The organism is Fulverythrobacter fulvus, assembly GCF_037154085.1.
GTDB lineage: Bacteria > Pseudomonadota > Alphaproteobacteria > Sphingomonadales > Sphingomonadaceae > Andeanibacterium > Andeanibacterium fulvum.
Genome location: NZ_JBANRM010000001.1, coordinates 395,050 through 412,760, shown reverse-complemented (window position 1 = coordinate 412,760; position 17,711 = coordinate 395,050). Strand labels below are relative to the sequence as shown.

General features: G+C 64.2%; 17 protein-coding genes. 1 reads left to right on the top strand and 16 read right to left on the bottom strand.

Translation table 11 applies throughout. The features are described from left to right. The first annotated feature begins 43 nt into the window (after positions 1-43). Complete coding sequence (locus WFP36_RS01940) at positions 44-274, top strand: hypothetical protein (protein ID WP_168905738.1); 231 nt, start codon at positions 44-46, stop codon at positions 272-274. A gap of 9 nt (positions 275-283) precedes the next feature. Here the strand turns inward: WFP36_RS01940 and WFP36_RS01935 are convergent, their stop codons facing one another. The 16 genes from WFP36_RS01935 to WFP36_RS01860 are packed head-to-tail and all read right to left on the bottom strand — an operon-like array spanning position 284 to position 17,706. Continuing rightward, positions 284-2,986 carry a conjugal transfer protein TraG N-terminal domain-containing protein gene (locus WFP36_RS01935; RefSeq protein ID WP_336977371.1) on the bottom strand — a complete coding sequence of 901 codons (2,703 nt, stop codon included), beginning with the start codon at positions 2,984-2,986 and terminating at the stop codon, positions 284-286. Between the two features lie 33 nt (positions 2,987-3,019). Continuing rightward, positions 3,020-4,456: a conjugal transfer protein TraH gene (locus WFP36_RS01930; protein ID WP_140041491.1), complete on the bottom strand. Its 1,437-nt coding sequence runs from the start codon at positions 4,454-4,456 to the stop codon at positions 3,020-3,022. Position 4,457: 1 nt separating this feature from the next. After that, positions 4,458-5,309 (bottom strand): conjugal transfer protein TraF, encoded by an 852-nt coding sequence (locus tag WFP36_RS01925; RefSeq protein WP_336977367.1) that lies wholly within the window; start codon positions 5,307-5,309, stop codon positions 4,458-4,460. After that, positions 5,290-7,017, bottom strand: coding sequence for a conjugal transfer protein TraN (locus WFP36_RS01920; RefSeq protein ID WP_336977366.1), 1,728 nt, complete (start codon positions 7,015-7,017; stop codon positions 5,290-5,292). The genes WFP36_RS01925 and WFP36_RS01920 overlap by 20 nt, the downstream gene beginning before the upstream one ends. After that, entirely contained in the window at positions 7,014-7,778 is a 765-nt protein-coding gene (gene trbC / locus WFP36_RS01915) for a type-F conjugative transfer system pilin assembly protein TrbC (protein ID WP_336977364.1), read from the bottom strand. Before trbC ends, WFP36_RS01920 begins: the two co-directional genes overlap by 4 nt. Continuing rightward, on the bottom strand, positions 7,775-8,803 hold the full coding sequence (gene traU, locus WFP36_RS01910; protein WP_336977363.1) for a conjugal transfer pilus assembly protein TraU: 1,029 nt from the start codon (positions 8,801-8,803) through the stop codon (positions 7,775-7,777). The genes trbC and traU overlap by 4 nt, the downstream gene beginning before the upstream one ends. Next, entirely contained in the window at positions 8,800-9,444 is a 645-nt protein-coding gene (traW, locus tag WFP36_RS01905) for a type-F conjugative transfer system protein TraW (protein ID WP_336977362.1), read from the bottom strand. The genes traU and traW overlap by 4 nt, the downstream gene beginning before the upstream one ends. Further along, positions 9,441-9,965, bottom strand: a complete 525-nt coding sequence (locus tag WFP36_RS01900; protein WP_336977361.1) for a S26 family signal peptidase — start codon at positions 9,963-9,965, stop codon at positions 9,441-9,443. Before WFP36_RS01900 ends, traW begins: the two co-directional genes overlap by 4 nt. Continuing rightward, positions 9,952-10,359 (bottom strand): type-F conjugative transfer system protein TrbI, encoded by a 408-nt coding sequence (locus WFP36_RS01895; RefSeq protein WP_336977360.1) that lies wholly within the window; start codon positions 10,357-10,359, stop codon positions 9,952-9,954. Before WFP36_RS01895 ends, WFP36_RS01900 begins: the two co-directional genes overlap by 14 nt. Beyond that, on the bottom strand, positions 10,356-10,748 hold the full coding sequence (locus WFP36_RS01890) for a hypothetical protein (RefSeq protein WP_291548993.1): 393 nt from the start codon (positions 10,746-10,748) through the stop codon (positions 10,356-10,358). Before WFP36_RS01890 ends, WFP36_RS01895 begins: the two co-directional genes overlap by 4 nt. 29 nt (positions 10,749-10,777) lie before the next feature. After that, complete coding sequence (gene traC / locus WFP36_RS01885) at positions 10,778-13,321, bottom strand: type IV secretion system protein TraC (protein ID WP_336977359.1); 2,544 nt, start codon at positions 13,319-13,321, stop codon at positions 10,778-10,780. Continuing rightward, positions 13,321-14,130 (bottom strand): conjugal transfer protein TraV, encoded by an 810-nt coding sequence (locus tag WFP36_RS01880; RefSeq protein ID WP_336977358.1) that lies wholly within the window; start codon positions 14,128-14,130, stop codon positions 13,321-13,323. Before WFP36_RS01880 ends, traC begins: the two co-directional genes overlap by 1 nt. A 4-nt stretch (positions 14,131-14,134) precedes the next feature. Then, a complete protein-coding gene (locus tag WFP36_RS01875) occupies positions 14,135-15,049 on the bottom strand; it encodes a DsbC family protein (protein WP_336977357.1) in 915 nt (304 codons plus the stop codon). Then, complete coding sequence (locus WFP36_RS01870; protein ID WP_336977356.1) at positions 15,046-16,386, bottom strand: TraB/TrbI/VirB10 family type IV secretion system protein; 1,341 nt, start codon at positions 16,384-16,386, stop codon at positions 15,046-15,048. The genes WFP36_RS01875 and WFP36_RS01870 overlap by 4 nt, the downstream gene beginning before the upstream one ends. Further along, positions 16,379-17,134, bottom strand: coding sequence for a type-F conjugative transfer system secretin TraK (locus WFP36_RS01865; protein ID WP_336977355.1), 756 nt, complete (start codon positions 17,132-17,134; stop codon positions 16,379-16,381). The genes WFP36_RS01870 and WFP36_RS01865 overlap by 8 nt, the downstream gene beginning before the upstream one ends. Further along, a complete protein-coding gene (locus WFP36_RS01860; protein WP_336977353.1) occupies positions 17,134-17,706 on the bottom strand; it encodes a type IV conjugative transfer system protein TraE in 573 nt (190 codons plus the stop codon). Before WFP36_RS01860 ends, WFP36_RS01865 begins: the two co-directional genes overlap by 1 nt. Positions 17,707-17,711: the final 5 nt, after the last annotated feature.

Here is a 17,711-nt window from a genome sequence, read left to right as displayed (position 1 = left end):
TGGTTACTGTCCTCGTTTCTGCTATGTTCCAAGGAGCGGCGAGATGAATGCGATCATGAACAACTTTGACATCGATCCTGGCAACCGACCTGCATCCCGGAATTGGGAGGGTCTGTCGGAGCTTGATCAGGCGCTACTTGAGAATCGCCTAATTGAGTACAGGATCAAGAAGTCGTGGGCCGACCCTTGGGGGCGCAAGCTGACGATAATCGGCCTTATTGTCATTGGCGCAGTTTTCGCGTTTCTGGCTGGAGCGTCCTTCGGCCTGTGGTGACCGTTCAAGTCACCACTCCTTCACATCATCCGCTGCTTCTGCATTGGCACCTTGAGCTCCCTTGGTGATCGCGTCCAGACGTCCCCTAGAGCCGGTAATCTTCTGGCGACCGGCCGCCTGAGCCCTTTGCACCTCTTCACGAAGATCGCCGCCCCCCACCCGAGGCACTGAACCGGAACCTCCGCCGCCGGTTTGTGCCCGGCCGCGCACTGAGCCTGCGCTTAAGATAGCCGGTCGGGATACGGGCAGTCCTGGGGCGAGTACGAGACGATCGTCGATCCCGTCGCGAAGCTGCTCGGCATAGCTTTCGATGAACTTTGCCTGCAATGCTTGGCCTTCCGGGCTGAGCTGGAAAGTGACATCGTCAAACCGCGCATTGCCATAGAAATCGCGGTTGCTTTCGATCTCGCTGAGACCCCATTCGCGGTAGGCTTGGGACAAATTGAGGCTGCCTGCAGCGCTGTTTCCTTCGAAGAAGGACGCCTGGCTTTCGAGCCGGTTGGCGAGCTCCTCAGCTCGGCGTGCCTCCCGGCTGTAGCTCTGCGCTTCGGTCAGCGATGCGCTCATGCCACTCGCGGTGCTCGAGATCGACGAGCTTGATGAGGTGCTGACCGAGCGGACGAACCCATCGCGGGTGCTCGACCAATTGCGGCTGTCTGACATCTGGGACAGGCTTCCAAAGATCCGGGAACGGTCTTCGGATGCGATGCCGATGTCGCTGTCGGTCCATGTGCGTGTCCCACCGCCCTTCGCTCCTACGCTTCCCGAGAGCACGCCATTAGAAATCCCAGCTTTTGCCCCGGCCTCACCGCCGAGGAACCATGCCGTAGATATGTCATCGGCCGCTCTGCGCGACAGCCCGAATTGCCGCTGCAGACTGGTCGATGCCTGATCGACCTCGCTGAATGCGGTCTGGATGCTGTCGGAGTCCGAGGTGCCGGTCGCGCTCTCGAAGGATGCGCCCCGGCTGAACTGGTCCCTGAGCTCGCGGAACTTCGTGACCGCGCTTGTCGTCGATTCCGTGGCGACATTGGCATAAGTCTCGCTGTTGGCGCGGGCCTGCGATGCCATCGTCGAAAGGCGCGCCGTGAACTCCTGGCCCAGCGTCGGCGTGAAAGGATAGCTGGATGTCGGGATCTGATCGTAGCTGCCGTCCGGAAAGCTCGTGGTCATTGCCCCGGTGTCGCTGAACGTCCGCGTCTGCGGCGCGCCATAGGTGAAGCTCGGAGCGATCGTTCCTTGTGCGAACTGGCGGGTGAGGACACTCGAGTTTTCGAAACTGGTGTTGCCGAGCGAGACATTGCCGGTACTCGCTTCCCGGGCCGCTTCCTCGGCCGCGTTCTGGCTCGGGTTGAGGTAGCTCGTGGCGTGGTGCGAGATGGCCATGGCGCCCTTGGCCACACCCCCTGCCAGGAACGGCACCGATGCGATGAGATAGCCGGCCAGCAGACCGATATCGCTGTTGACGTCGGCCATCCCGGTAAAGCTTGCAAGGCTGAGGCCGTTGCTGCCCGTGACCGCGCTCATGTCGGCCGCGCCCTTGTACATCAGCATCATGTGGAGGATTACGAACAGCGGCCCCCAGGCCGCGAGATAGAAGAAGCCTGTCACATAGCCCTTGAGTGCGACAGGTCCCGTCTTCGGGAGCAGGAAAAGCGGGAAGAGCACCGGGAACAGCGCGTAGAACAGCACGGTCAGTACGACGTTCAGGAGCGGGACCCACTTCATCGCATTGCTCGCAATCGAACCATAGGTCCGCTCGGTCTGAATGTCGGCGCGGGTCTGTGCGTAGACGTCGACATTGCCGGCACCGCTGCTGCCGGACATCGAATGCATGGCTTGGCTCATCGCATTGATAGTCAGCGTCTGCTTGAAGATTTCGGTCGCGTTGGCCGACACGCCGGTGAGGTACTGATAGGCCACCGGCAGGTCGGCAAAGAGCTTCGCCTTGGCGAGCGCAGCCGTCTGGTTGGGGTAAAGCTGACGGCCAAACACCGATCCCATCGCATCGACGAGGCCGGCCCACTGCGCATTGAGCGTGTCGTAGGCCTCGCGGCAGGTCACGATGCTCGAGCTCACCTGGCCCGAAGTGGCATCCCGGGTCAGGAACCGCTGCGCGCGCGCCTGGCTCCCCGGCGCGATCGTCGCCCAGATGTCGCCGCTTTCTGCCAGCTCCTTCATCGAGTAGCGGCCGAGCAACACGTCGTAGAACACGCATTGCCGGAAGTGCTCGTCGAGATTGGCAGCAAACTCCGGATCGGAAATCCGCAAGGACCGGGTCGCATCGTAGAGCCGCGCGCCGTAGATCATCCCGTTTTTCGAATAGTTGAGATCCCCAGGCAGGCCGAACACCACTTCTGCCGAGCCCGTCAGATAGTCGCCGACCTGGCTGGTAAAGCTCGCCATCAAGGCCAACCCCAGCGGCACGTTGCTGACATTGGCCGGGGCAAGGCTCGGATTGAGCCGGTCGGTCACATGGACATCGAGCCGCGGCACCATGAGGCAGGAGTAGATGAGCGTTGCGCCTAGGAACCAGTTTATCCAGGCGCGCCAGTCCTGATTGAACGCGAGGGTGATGGCAGACAGGCCAAGCCCCATTACCATCACCACCTGGAGCAGGCTCTTGTAGCCCCCGTTGCCGGTCCAGGCGGCGACCGCCTGGAAGACGTTGACCAGATAGTCCCCGCCGCCGACCGTGAAAATCTCGACCATGTCTGTTGTCCCGCCTGGATGTGGTTGGTCCGGTCAGTGGGTGAGGGCGCGGTTCTGGACGCCGCGCGACCAGTCCAGCGATGCGGCCATTCCGGGCGACATCGAGGCGGCCAGCACGTTCTCGATGAACGCCGTCTTCTCGATGATCTGCAGCACCGCATTGACCTTGAGATGCGTGTTGGCCTGCCGGTCAGCGAGCGCCTGACGCACGACATTGACCTGATTCTGCCACATGGCGATCTTGGCTTCGTCGGCCCCGATGAAGCTCGACATCGAGCGGCCCGCCTCGCTCACGATCCGGTCGAGCACAGCAAACAGCAGGTCGACACTGGCGATCTCGGCCAGGGTCTCCCGGTCGTCGGTCGGCATGCCCCGGCCATAGGCCGCCTGGACGGTCAGGATCTTGTAGAGAGGGATAGACGCGACTTGCAGCAGTTCCTTTTGCTCTTCGCTGATCGCGGTGTCGTCGCGGATGGCCTGAACCATACCGCCGATGAGCGCAGCCACGCGCGGCCGCAGCGCTTTCGATGCCGGCAGGCTCAGCGACTTGAAGCCCGGGTTGAGGCACTTTTCCGGCTCGTCGCAGTCGAAAATGAGGACATTGCCATTCGCCGTGCCATCCAGCAGCGAAGTCACGAGGGTGGACGATGCCTCGCCGACGATCGGCACGAACTTGCCCGGCTCGTCGTCCTTGGGGGGCACGTAGATGATCGTGCCCAGCAGCGTCATCGCATATTCGGCGAGCTCCTCGTCGAAGCGGCCGCCAGGCGAGAAGAACGCCGACTTCTTGAGGATCGTCCAGGTGTAGTTTCGCGGCACACCGGGATTGACGTCGTCATATTTGCCCGAGCCTTGCGCGGTCGTGCTCGATCGCTGCCCCCTGGTGCCGCACCCATGCTTGGCCGCGGCATAGTCGGTGAAGATGCCCTCGGAGTTGCCGATCGCTTCGCAGATCGCCTTGTCGGCAAGGTCGCCCTTCGGCCAGATCCCGCCCACCAGACCCTGCGCCATTTCGCAGGAGTTGATGTTGAGATTGTTCATGAGCTGAGCCTTCTGGCTGAACTCCTGCATGATCTTCGAGCATTCCGGGCAGACCGTGTCGATCGCAAGGCTGAAGGCAAAACCGACAGCGTTGTTCGCGACTGCCTTCAGCATGGCGACGATCTCGCTCGCGTTGATGAAGCTGAAGGACCCGGCAAAGATGTCGATGCCGCCGCAACCGGCGCGGGCGCGCGGCAGCTGTAGATTGGCGATGTTGGTGGTCTTCTGCGGGAACCGCGTCCAGACATTGCCGAGGCTGTAATAGCCGGCAGATTGCCCCTGGAACGCGGTCGGTCCGTTGACGTTGGCAGCGCCCCCGACGTCGTTCAGAAACGAGTCCATCGAACTGCCGACGTCGGCCGATGCGCCAGACAGAGGGAGGGCGAAGGGGAGGGCGGCTGCAAGAAGCGCAGCGACGGCTCTTTTCATCCTAGTAGTCACGTCCAGCTTCCTTCGATGTGAGGAGGTAAATCCGGTCCTGAAGCTCGTCGGCGCTCATGACGCCGTAGCCGATCGGAATGGGGCGGCCGGTCCGCGCGTCCCAGAGCACGACCGCTGGCGTGATCTTGGGCTCGAGCCCCATGCGGCTGCGCTGGTTGGTCTCGACCGTGTAGTTCGGGAAATGCCGCGACGGGCCGCCATCGGTCGAAATCGCGCGCACCGCGATATGCCAGGTCGAGGCAACGCTCTGCACGATCGGCGACATGACTTCGCAAGCGCCGCAGCTCTGGGCGAAGAAGTAGAACAGCCCGTAACGCTCGGAAAGCTGGGCCATCGCGGCGTTCCGTTCCGCGCTTCGAGAATCCTGCCACTGGCGCTTGCCAAGCGTCGAGACCGGGCGCTGCAGCGTGTAGTCGAGCTCGGGATCCTGCCAGATCGCCCGCTGCCAGACGTCGCTGAAGAGCGACGCCCGGTCGAGCTGGGCGCGCTGGAAGCGGATATAGGCCGTCACATTTGCTGGCGTCGGCTCGAGGATCGCCTTGGCCTTCAGTTCGCGCAAAGTCGCCGTGATCGCATCAAGTTGGCTGGTCGCGCTGGACGTAGGTGCTGGCGAGGGCGAATTCTGGTCCGGCGTCTTGGGCCGCTCGCAGTAGAACCAGTATCCAAGCCGCCGCTCCTCGCAATAGAAGCTATCCTGGCGCTCGGCCGGCTGCGCGCTCGGCGGCGCATCGGCCCGGCTTGCGGCCGACTGGGCGGTCGCCGGAGAAAACTGGCAAAAGGAATTGGCAATTGCGCAGGCGGCAAGCAGCCGCCACGCGGCCTTACTGGCGGGCGCGGGCATAGTAGTCCTCGATCTTCTGTTGGATGTCTTGAGTTGCCTGCAGCTCGTCAGGCAGGCGGGCGGCGTCGGTAAACTCGGCGTAGACCTCGCTGAAGTCCATTTTCGAGAGGTCGAGCCGGGCAAACTCGTCGATGGTGAAGCCTTGGCATTGCTCGGTCTTCGGCTTGCCCCAGGGCTTGTTCAGCTGCTGGCGGCCTTGCTCCTGCAGGATCCGCGAGAGCTTGGATTCAAAGCAGCAGTAGACCTTGCGCTTGGTCAGGCACACGCCAAGGAAGGAGGACGAGCAATAAGTGCCGACGTAGGCGCACAGACCCTGCGCATCCTTCTGATGCAGCAGCATCTCCTCGCGGCTGCAGCCCAGCGCCACGAGCAGCTGGATGCCGGGGATAAGCGGGAAACCCTTGCCTTTGCAGCAGTTGAGCACGCCGAAGACCTTGGACGAGCAGCTTTCTCGGGTCCCCTTGAACAGAGTGAGGTTGTCCGGATCGAATTCGCGGCGCGCCTGGTTCATCGCGTTCAAGGCGACGGCCGCATCCTTGAACTCGTCGTTGGCCTCGCGCTGGATGGTCTCGCACGAGCCATCGATGCAGTAGACATCACCGTCGCAGATGAACTGGTTGGTGTTCGCAGGCTGGTCTGGAACCGGGCAATCATAGACCCGCTCCCAGGTGCGGCAGGGCTCGCCCGCGAGGCAGTCTTCGCGCACCAGCTTGCAGCCCGGAGTGGCTTCAAGTGTCTGGCAGTCCTGTGCCTCGGTGAACTGCGCGCAGCTGTAATTGCGGCTCCACGCCCAGCACGGCTGCGTCACGGCGATGCCATCGACGATGCGGGTCACCGGATCGCTGTCCGTGCACGTCTCGGTGTCCTGCTGGCACGAGGTATCAGCCGCAAGACCAGCACACTGGCTTTCATCGCGCGTGGTCGTGACGACGTTCTCGCCTGTCACCGTGTAGGGTGTCGCGCCATCGACCGGCGCCGTGCAACTGACGAGATCGACCCTCAGATCACCCGAGTTACAGCCCCAGTAGATCCCGAAATAGGGATCGCACAGGTTGATCGGATAGGACTGCGTGACCGTGCATTGCGGCGCGGGGTAGCGGTTGCAGTTGTAGACCGAAACCGGGTCGACCCCGCTTCCACCAACACAGTAGTAGCCGTAGACCTGCCGCTGCTCGACACGCGCGGTCAACGTCACGGGGCAGGTCCGCGTCTCCTGGGTTGCCGTATAGCCGACATTGCAGGTCGCCATGTAGCGCGCCGCGGTTCCGCTGGCCGGCGGCAAGGGCACGCAGCGTCCCTGCGAGCCGCCGATGGCCATTCCGCTTGTATAGGCGAGCGGGTCATCGCTGATCACATTGCTGCGCGCGATCGTTGCATCGAGATCCTGCGGCGCAAACCGGGCGCGCCGGTCCATCGAATCCCGCATGGCCTTGTAGCCGGTGTTGGTCGTCGCCTGGCTCGCCGCTTCGCGGCTCATCCGGTCAGGATCGTCGAAGTAACCCGACTGGCTCGGCGTGCCGCCGAAATTGGGGATGCGGCTTGCATCCGGGTTCGTCGTTGCCGCGCTTTGCGCCGCGGCTGTCTTGTCCCGCCCGAAAGCCTTGCCGTCGGCCTTGGCAGCATCAGTTGTGGTTTGGGCGTGGAGCGGGCCGACGAGGGCGAGAAGAAGCGCGCCCACGCCAGCGAGAGAGAGGACCGATCGTTTCATGGAACCTGCCTTTCAAGACGGGCGAGGTGCTGGGCGGCGAGCAAAGCGCCGGGGCCGCCGCCGCGCGCGAAGGTCTCGAGCGCGTAAGCTGCGCTGACATTGCCGCTCATCCGGTCGTGCGGCGGAACTTGCGTCCGGCAGTCGAACCCGTCGCATAGATCGAAGTCGCTGCTGGTGACGACGTAGGTGGGCACCGCCTCGATTCCGAAGGCGCGGAACAGCCGCGGGTCGATGCCGACGCCGTCCAGTTGCTCGCCGGGCTTGGCAACTTTGGCCAATGCCGCCGTGAGAGCCTTGGCGCTGTTGCCGGGCAGCCCGCGCAAGGCAACAACACCGCCAGCCTTGGTCACGTCGTCGATCATCGCACGCAGCGCTGCAGGCGGCATCGATAGCGAAGCAAAGGCGATGAACCTCGGCGCCTCGCCCATGCCTTCGCTGGTCATGGCGCCGGCATCGGCCACCATTCGGTCAAAATCGAATGTGCTGGCCTCACCAGGCTTCGCGTTTGCGGCGGCTTCACGCGTGTAGCGGCGGGCGTGCGCCTCGGCCTCGTCGGAGCTGGTCCTCGCCTCCCGCGCCAGGGCTTCGGCTCTGGCGCGGGCATTGGCAGACAGCGCGTCGGCATCGGGGGCACCAGCACTGGCCCGCGCCCGGATAGCGGCCAGATCGAGGTCCGGTTCGGCCGTCTGAGCCGAGGCGCCAGCCAAAGCAGCGAGGCTGGAAAGCGATGCGACGACAAGAAGATGAGGAATTTTGTTCATAGCGCACAGCAATTCCGCTTGCGCCAGACCAGGTAGCCCATGTCCTCGCCAATGGCGGGATAGACCTGGCCTGCCGACATGAAGGTGGTGGAGGCACCAATGGGCGCGCAGGCGAAGCGGCCCTTGGTCTGCGGATTGGGATTGGTGGCCTGGAAGCGGTACTGCTGCTTGCGCATCACCGGCATCAGGTACTTGCCGCAAAGCCCTTTGCTGCCCATCGTTCCCCATGCGACGAGCTCGCGGTGGAGCTTGTAGGAGAAGCGGGCGAGCGCGAGCCGCGACGCCTGCACATGGCCAATGGTCGCCGAGACATTGCCGTTGAGCGGATACATCGTGCCTTGGCAGCCCGCGCACCAGAACAGTTCATCGGTCGGCAGCTTGGCCGTTGCCGCCACGCAGTCCGCTGCACAGGCGGCAAGCGCCAAGGGATTGGCGAAGAGGACCGCCTCGGGATTGATGATCGCGGTGAGCTCGCTGTCCTGCCAGAGGGGATCGATCTCGGTGATGTAGAGGATGTCGATCGAGCCGGACTCGAGGCACAGGAAGTCGGCGACGATCTCCATCCAGTAGATCAGCGGATAGGCATACCAGTGGACATGCCACTGCGAGTTGTACTGAGTGTTGCCGCCGACCGCCGATGGCCCCGCCATCGACTTGAATCCAATGTCGAACCCAGGATCGAGCTTCATCCCGCCGAGATTGACGAAGCACCATGGCTTCATGCTGACGTCGGCAAGCCGGACCGGCTCCCAGAACCCCATGGCGATGCCGGGCCGCAAACCGCAGAGGCAAACGGGGAGAGCCGGGTTGCTCGTATCGGGACGGCTCGACGGCCAGATCTTCAGGCCACCGATCGAGATCGGAAACAGGCACGACCAGCAGATGTCCGTGATCGGATTGACGAACTTGCCAGTGCAGCGCCCGGGGCCGGCCGCAGCCTGGGCAGGAGCACTGGACACGATGCTCAGGCTGGTGAGCAGGAGTGCTCCGCAAAGCCATGACAGAAGGCGTTTTTTCTTGCTCATGACGGCGCACGCTCCTTGAGAGGGGGCTGTTCGGTGATGATGAGCGCGCGGCCCTGCTGCTCGACGGTTGCGGGCACCGCGCGAATGCCAAAGTGTTTCACCAGCGTGCCGCCCTGATCGAAGTAGAAGCGCCGCTGCCGGGCCTTCATGAGTTCGAGCGGCGCACCCCGCACGAGGATGAGCTTCGCCTTGGTGCTGGCATAGCGACGGGTGGCCCAGGCGAGCTGTGCCGGGTCGTCCCCATCGAGAAAGACGAGCGGAGCCCGGAGCGGCACGGTATCGAGCGGATTGACCCGCGTGCCTGCGGCAATTATGAGCCGGCCCTTGTCGTCGGCAACATCGCGCGGGACGGTGATCGTCGGATCGAAGCGCCAGCTGCGCAGCGCAGAGGCGAGGGTGACGCCAGCGACAGGCTCTGGCCGGTTGACCCGGGCGATTGTCCGCCGCTTCAGCTCTTCGTTGAGACGGGCCGTTTCGCCGGTCTTCTCAAGCTGGGTGAGCCTGGCATGGATCTGCTGAAGCAGGTCCGGTTCGATGACCGGCCATACCGCGCCGTGCTGGCCGTAATCGCGAGCCATTGCCTGTGGTGCGATGGCCAGCGCCAGCGCAGTGGTGCAAACCGGCAGAGTGAGGAGCCTCACAGGATTGGCCTCCCGACTCCGAGTATGCGCGGTCCACAGATCCAACCGATCGCGGCATAGCGACTGTCGAAGCCATCCTTGTGTTCGCTGGTGACGAAGTAGCAGCCTTTCGGCACGCGCCCCGTAGGTCCAAGCGCCAGCGGTTCGCCGAGGCGGCTCTCAAGCTTGGCCTTGGCCACGGCCTCACCGTTGACGAAGTAGATGCGGTTTTGCTCGGTGATGATGTCGCCCGGAACACCGCTCACCCGCTTGCCGAACGGCTTGGGCTTCGCCCCGAAATGCTTGACTAACAAAGGCGAGGTGGGTGGGTCGAACAGGATGATGTCCCCGCGATGCACGGGTGCCCCCCGCGTGACCCAGATGGCCCAGTAGGGCAGGCTGGGGCTCACATTGATCATAAGCGCATGGCCCTGCGCGAAGGCGGCAAGCGAGGAGAGGGCCAGTGCCCCGGCGCCGAGCCCGCCCCAAAGCACGAGCCGGCGCGCCGAAGCTGAGCGGATAAAGAGATCAGCGGGCTGCATTGGGAATGGCTCCCATGCGGCGCACGACGTCGGCACGCACAGACCCGGTCAGGTCCGGTGTGCTCCCGGCGACCACTGCTTCGGCAACCAGAACTGTCCGGCCTTCGCGTCCGAGCTTCTGTACCGAGGCTTCCACGGCCTTGAGGTAGGCCTGGACGCGCAGTCTGGTTTCTTCAGGCGGCCGACCGGCACGTGCTTCGGCTTCGATGAAGTCGCCCATGATCCGGCTCAGCTGAACCGTGACGACCTCGCGTTTTTCCAGGATGAGCAGCTTGTCCGTCGCCCAGACACCCCACAGCACCTGACCGATCATGCCGGCGCCGACCAGGACAGCGGTGAGATTGATCGCTGAAAGCCGCCCCCGCAGGCTCGATGTTGCCAGAATGTTCTTCACAGCTTTTCTCCCGAAAGTTCGCGGTCGAGATCGCGGATGAAGCGCGGCATGCGCCACACGACAACGAGCGTCGCGAGACCGATCAGAACGAACTTGCACTGGCCGAGGAATGTCACGCGCCGTGCGAGGTCGGCCGCCAGGAAGCGGTCACCGAGATTGGCGACATGGGCGAAGAAGGCATCGGGACTGCCGCCTGACAACAGCAGGAAGAACAGCAGCGGCAGGCCCAGCGCCATCAGGTAGGATGAGCCGAGAAACAGGCAGCCGCGAAGCAGGATGTAGCAGCCATCGGCCATGCGCGAGCGCAAGGTCTGCACCTGCGGGCTGACGGGCTGTTCGTCTTCGGACGGGTCGGTCCGGTCGAACGGGGTGACGAGATGGAGAGGCATGGAGATAGGGATCCTTTGGTGATGGGGTGTCAGCGGGTGGGATGAGCGATGCGCTCGATGGCATCGGCGAGCTGGTGCCCGCGCGCGATCTCGGCATCGATGGCGGCAAAGGTCTGGGGCGAACTCGAGAAGAGCGTTGCCGAATAGTCATCGAGCACGAGCCGCCCGATCGCCTCGGTCTCCGGCCCCTTGATGAACACCTCGGAATAGTCGCTCCCGGAGCGCTTGAGACTGCGGATCAGCGTCTCGGTGCGATCGTCCATATCGAGGCGCTTGCTCGCCTTGAAATCGGCGATCGTCTCCGGCTTCTGCTGGAGGATCAGCATCCAGTCGCTGTTCTCGAGCGCCGCCGTTGCCCCGTCGGACTTGTAGTAGTCGTTGAGCGACTGGGTAGCGGTCGCCAGCGCGCCGCCATATTTGCGGCAGGTGCGGGCGTAGGTTTCGACGAATTCACCCATCGAGCCGCCCTTGAGCATCGACCAGGCTTCATCGATCAGCAGAAGCTTGCGCAGCGACCTTGGGCTTCGCGTCATGGCTTGGCTGGTCATGAACATGATGGCTGAGAGCACGACGCTACGCAGATCCTCCCGGCTCGCGAGGTCGGACATCTCGAAGACCGTGAAGTCCGCATCGAGGTCGAGGCTTGCCTGGCCTTCGAAGAAGGCGCCGTAAGTTCCGCCCGCCATGTAGGGGGCAAGCGCAGTCGCAATGTCTGAGGCGGTGTCATTCCCAAGACTGGCCAGCATCTCGCCAACTGTGGTGACCGTCGCTGCGGCACCATGTTCCGCCCAGACGAGATTGACGGCCCGGTCGATAAGCCCGCGCTCGGTATCGGTCAGCTTCGCGCTGTGGCGAGCCATTTGCCCGACGATCGCCTTGATCATCCCGAAGCAGTCGAGACGGTAGTCTTCGTCCTCGGCCGCGCGGGTCCCATCGATCATCGAAAACGGGTTGAGGCAAAAGCCCGCTGCAATCGTGAACTCGACAAAGCGGCCGCCCTGTAGCTTGACCGAATGCTCGAAGCTGCGGCCGTCGTCGATCACGACCACCTGCGCGCCGGCGCCGCGCAGGGCCGCGCACATCTCCTGGAGCAGCACCGATTTGCCCGATCCCGACTTGCCGCAGATCGCGACATTGTGGTTGCCCGCCTCGTTCTCGAACGGGGACCAGAAGAAAGGCTGGCCGCGCCGCCCGACGAACAGCAGGTGGGGGTGGGCGCTGCCGAGATACTCGCCCTGCATGGGCGCGATATTGGCGGCGGTCGTCGACAACACAGTCTTGAACCGCTTCAGCCGCTCCATGTCGGCGCCGAGCCCGTCAGCCAGGGTGAGCGGCATCGCGGCGAGCAATCCCTGGATCTGGAGGTAGCGCTCGTCGGTAAGGTCCCAGCCCGCCGCCTTGTAGATCGATTTGATCGCGCGTTCGTGGCGATCGCCCTGGCCCAGCGGTGAATAGGTCGTGACACCGTAGAAGACCCGCACGAGACGGCGGCCTTCCTGAAGCTCGGCCTGAACATGCTGCCACTCGGCGGCCTGTTCGCCGATCCGAGGCAGGAACCGGGCGCTGCGGGTCCCGGCGAGGCTGGTCGTCCGCATGAACTTGAATCCGGCCTTCGCCGATGCAGCCTCCTGGTCCGGATAGACGAGACACAGCATGGTGGCGGCGGGGCAGGGGAAGCGCAGCTTGTCGGTGAACAGGTCGCCGATCAGCCGCGAGCATTCCCACGGGGCCCAGCGCGATGGCATGTTGCGTACGGCAAAATGCCGGACATCGAAGGCATCGGGATAGACGGTCCCGATCTCGGGCACGCCGTCATTGACCTTGCCAGTGGGACGGAAACGCTCGGTGACGAGCCGCATGCGGTCTTCAGCCACCACCAGTTCGATGTCGTGGCGGATCGCCTGGGATGCGATTGGATCATTCGGGTTGTAGGGCACCGCATCGTCCTGCGGAGCGGTGGTGGGCGAAGTCAGATCATCGATGACAGCGATGAGCGCTTCCGGCCTGACTTCGACCACGCCGAGATTGAGCGACTTGAGCATCGCCACCAGGCCATCGCGGGTCTGCTTGAGATCCTCATTGCTGACCGACTTGGAGGTCGGCACCCCGACCGAGACGATCACCTGGTGATGCCGCGCATGGAAGGGCGCGTCCGGCGAGCCGGACTCCCAGACGAGCGAATAGAGCCGCCGCGCCCGGTGCCGGGCAATTGCCTCGTACACGCCGCCCTGGATGTATCGTGGGGCGAACCACGGGGCGATGATCCTGCTGATGCGCGGGCTTGCAAGGTGGAGTACCTGAAGGCAGGCGCCTGCCGGCAGTCCTTCCGAGAAGAACTGTCCCAGTATTTCCCCGGTGCGCTCGTCGGCTCCGATCAGCGGCGTAACCGAAAGGACAAAGCCCTTCGAGCGTGCGTTGAAGTAAAGACGGGTTGCCGGATCATAGACCCGGTAGGGGAGCCAGTCGGAGAGCATGTCGACCATGAGCTGCGGGCGGGCTTTGTCGGCGTGCTCGGCATCACCCAGCAATCCACTGAGCAGCCGATCGACGACGGTCTTGAGTTGTTCGGCCATCACTTGGGCTCCTTGGTCTGGGAGGTGCTGACGATCGGCTGTTCGCCGGTTCTGACTGCCGGGCGGATTGCAGCTTTCGCGGCTTCAATCGCCGCTGCGCTCGGGAACAGCGGAGCGCTCTGCCCCGCCTCAGGCCGAGGGGCTCGATCACGCGGGGGAGGCGACGTGTCGAACCCCTCGACCGCCGGTGCCTTGGCACCGGCAACGGCCTCGCGCGCCGTGGAGGGGAGGACCAGCGGCGAGGCATCTGAAGTTTCGTTGAAGGGACTGGGGGCATCGGCGCCCCAGATGCCGCCAGCCTGACCCGCGTCGTCGCGTGCAGACGAGAAGGGCGACGCCTCGTCAGGTGCGTTCGGGTCTCCCTCCGCGCCGTCCGGTGCTGGGGCTCTCTGAGCGGCTTTCAGCTGCCGACGGACCTGGCGCATCAGGGATCCGCCCTGGCCCTCGCCCGCCTTGCGGCGCAGCTCGGTGGCCCAGCGCGGATTTTCGACGACGGTCCAGGCGACCGCTTCGTCATGCAGCGTTCCAGCTTCATCGACATGAGCGGGGAAGACGACGCGCAAGGTGCGTTCCGCTGTGCGGCTGGTGTCGGCATCCACGACGCCTGACCTCTGCCGCGCGTCAGCATGGAGCAGCGTGCCGTTCGACAGATTGTCCGTCGCCTTGGCATCGATGACGTGAGCCGGTGCGCAGTCGCCCTTCGGCGCGCGGCAGGTGAAATCGCCCTCGACGTTGGTGCCGAACGTGGCGCAGCCACTGGCAAGACCGGCCAGACAGGCGCAGGCAAGGAGACGTGTTGGAAAACGCATGGGTCTATCCTTTGGGAGCAGGGGTTGGGGCCAGGGAGGGGCCAGCGCGCAGGAAGTCCCGGAGCACAGCGGCAGGCCGGAAGCCTTCGAGAACGGCGCCATCGGCGGGGCGCACGATCACAGGGGTGCCGCCAAAACCGTGGGCCCGCGCGAAGGCCTCGTTGGCATCGAGACCGCTTGTGTCGCAGGGTTTGGGATTGGCGAGCGCCAGACCTGAATAGGCCATATGCAGCGCCAGCTCAGGCCGCGGCGAGCACAGCACCCGTTCGGCATCGCGCCGGCTTTCGGCCCCGAAGATCGAGATCGGCCGCTCTTCAACCCGCGCCCCGATCGCCTTCAATTCGGCCTCGAGCTTCTTGCAATAGCCGCAGTGGAAGTCCGAAAAGACGACGACACGCGGACCATCGGCCGGCCCCCAGGTGATCGCGCCTTTGGCGGGAAGATTGCTGAGCGGGACATGTCGCGGTGCCGCGTTTCGATCTGAAGCTGCGGCTGCGCTCGGACCACCTTCCGATTGCGTCTCGGGATTGCTGCGCCGCGCTGCCCCTGCTGCCAGCAGGTCCGGATTGAGGGCAAGCAACCGGGCGGCCGTCAGATCCTGACGGGCTTCCATGTCGTAGACCCGGCCGATCACCAGATACTTTGCGGCCCGGTCGACGTAGAAGAGCGTCGATTTGGACGCGACCTCGCACAGGCCGCCAAGGCCCTTGCAGTTGATCGCGTCGATCGGCGTCTTGGGCAGGCGCAGCTTGAGCGCCTCTCGAACTTTCGCCGTGTCTGGAGCGGCAGCAGGGGCTGCAAGGCTTGCCACACCCCATCCCGTCGCGGCCGACACGGCGATGATCGCCGTCAGTCCGGCGCTGGCACGCAACCAGCGGCGCCGACGATTGTCCTGCTCGAGGAGAGTATTTTCGATCATTGGGAGTTCCTCACGTAGACGCCGTCGAGAAACACGATCTCGACATCGATGCCGGTCGGCATCTCGACGACGGGTTGGTACTGTTCGGCGCGCTCGATCAGGTATTTGCTGACCGTGTCGGCAGCGTCGGCGGCGCCCTGGCCAAGTCCGCCGCCGAGAATGTCGCCGGCTGAGAGCTTGGAGCGACTGCCGTCGGGGTTGGTCGTGACGCCGGAAAAGACGCTGTTGGCATTGGCCGAGAAGCCGCGCCCGAAGCCGCCGACAATTCCTGCGAGCAGCGCCTGGCTGACGAGGCTGCCTTCGCGGCTTACGACGCGGCCGCGGACCCCGGACTTGCCAGCGAAGCTGATGAAGCCTTTGACCTCACTCACCGCGACCCTGCCCCCAGGTTGATCGCAGGTCATGCGGGCGAGCTTCACATAGACCTTCTCACTGCTGAGATCCCCGCGTGCCGCGCCGTTGACAACGCAGCCCTGGATCCGGGTGGTCAGAACTTTTCCGTTCTGCATGACCGAACGAGCAGGGCCGGTAATCCGAAGCACCACAGGCAGCGGATCGGTCTGGCTGGCGACGCCTGCCGAGGCATCAACGCCGACGATTACGCGTGCCGGCGCGTAGGAGTTGGGCGGCAGATATTCGGGCGAATCCTCGATGACGACCGGTGGCGCATCGGGCCGGCCTACTCTCAGACCACTGGTCCCTACCTTGTCGGAGCTGAAGCTCATCAGCTTCACCTCGCCAGGCAAAGGGATCATGCCGCCCTGCGGATCGCCGGCTGCGGTGCCGGTACTGGTTTGAGGTGACCGAGCCCTTGCGTCATAGCCGCCTGCCTGCGGCCCATAAGCCGGTGGTGGTACAGCCGGTGCAGGTGATGCAGGCTGCGCGGCAAGCCGGGTCTTGAGCTCGGCGTTCTCTGCCGAGATAGCATCGATCGCAGCCTGTCCATCGACACGCATGGCCTGGTTCTCGGCTTTGAGAGCCGCCAGCTGCGCTTCGATCTCGCTTCGCGGGATGCTGCCGTCTTTCAGCGCCTTCTGTTCGCGCGTGACTGCATCCAGCCGGTTGCCATAAGTCGCGACGAACTCGCGCTGGGACAGGTCGCGGTTGACCAGGCCTGCCGTGTCGATCGTCTGCGCCGCATTGGGATCGCCGGTCTTGGCCTTGTCGTCGCCGCCAAGGATGAACCAGCTTCCGCCGATGAGGGCGAGTGCTCCCAGCGACCCCAGCAGCAGCTTCTGACGGCGCGCGGTGCGGGCGTTGAGCCCGGAAAGTTCGGACGATGCCGCGCTCTCGGCCTGCAAAGGGGCAGTGCTTGGCGTATGGGTTGCATCAGTCATGGCCGGTCTCCCCGCTTGCGCCGACAACAAAGGCCGTGGTGCTGGCCCCGGGCTCAAGCTTCGGATCGGCGATCGAGACGGCGAGCGTGTCGCGCGGTGCGAGATCGCGTTCGGCGAGCGTCACGCTCTTCGTTCCGCGATTGTGGATGCGGACGACCTTCCCAGTGAGGCTGGCGCCGCGATAATCAGCGATGAGCTGGACTTCGAGATCGCCGACCCGTGCGGGTATGGCAGTCGATTGGCGGACCTCGAAACCGTCGACCGTCCGGTCATTGGCCATCGCCTGGATGAGCCTGACGGCGCTGGTCTCGATCGGGGTCTGGCTTTCCCAATCCGCCGCCCGGTTCTTCGCGATGACGGGGTTGGTGATGAAGACCTGGGTCGCCGGAATTTGCTCAACCCGACACGCGACCTTGTAGACGAAGCCCTTCTTGGTGGTGGTGAAGAAGCTGATCGACCGCGCCGCGTAAGTTTCCGGCACCGACACATAGATGTCGCCGCGCACCGGCTCGTTGGTCACTGCAAAGTCGTTGTAGGGCGTGCCGGTCGAGATCTTCGAGACGCTGGCGAACTGGTCGTCGACCAAGGCGAAGCGGGTCAGCTCGCGCGCTGAAACGCTGCACTCGATTCCGGCGCCGTCAGCCGTTTGCTTGAACTGGTCGGCGGCATGAGCGGGGGATGCTGCGGTGAGCAGAGCGGCCGCGCTCAGAAATAGACCCCGTGTATGGGTCCCTTTTCGGTAAGCCATCACTGGGCCTCCTTCGATTTGTCCTGCGGGGGGAGCTGGGCAAACCCGGCGAGCGCCAGGCGCAGGCCGCGGTAAGTCCAGCTGAAGCGGAAACGGCGCTCGTCGCTGGCAATCACCTGCGCGCCGACGAAGGTCTTGAGCGTGCCAGTCACATCCGAGGTGAGGCCATTGGGATCGACCGTCATCGACCGGATCACGAATGCCTGGGTGACATCCGAGCCCCGCTGCTCTTCGACGATCCGGACGAGCTCGGCCTTGAGGCGGCCATAGCTTGCGGGATCTGCCAGCTTCAGGATTTCGTTCATCCAGTAATCGAGGCCTTCCGGACTGCGATTGAGAAGAACAAGGGCCGCATCGCGGGTGACGAGCTCGAGATAATCGGCCTCGACCCCGGCACTGCTCACGGTGAGCGCTTTGGGAACAGTCGGAACCAGCACCACTTCGCGGTCGCGGGTGGCGGCAAGGCTCCCGGCGACGACCAGTGCAAGGCCAAGGCCGGCGCTGGTGAGCGCAAAGAGGTTCCGCTGGCGCAGCAGCGATTGCTGCCGTTCGTGGGATATGTCGGAATACATGGAAG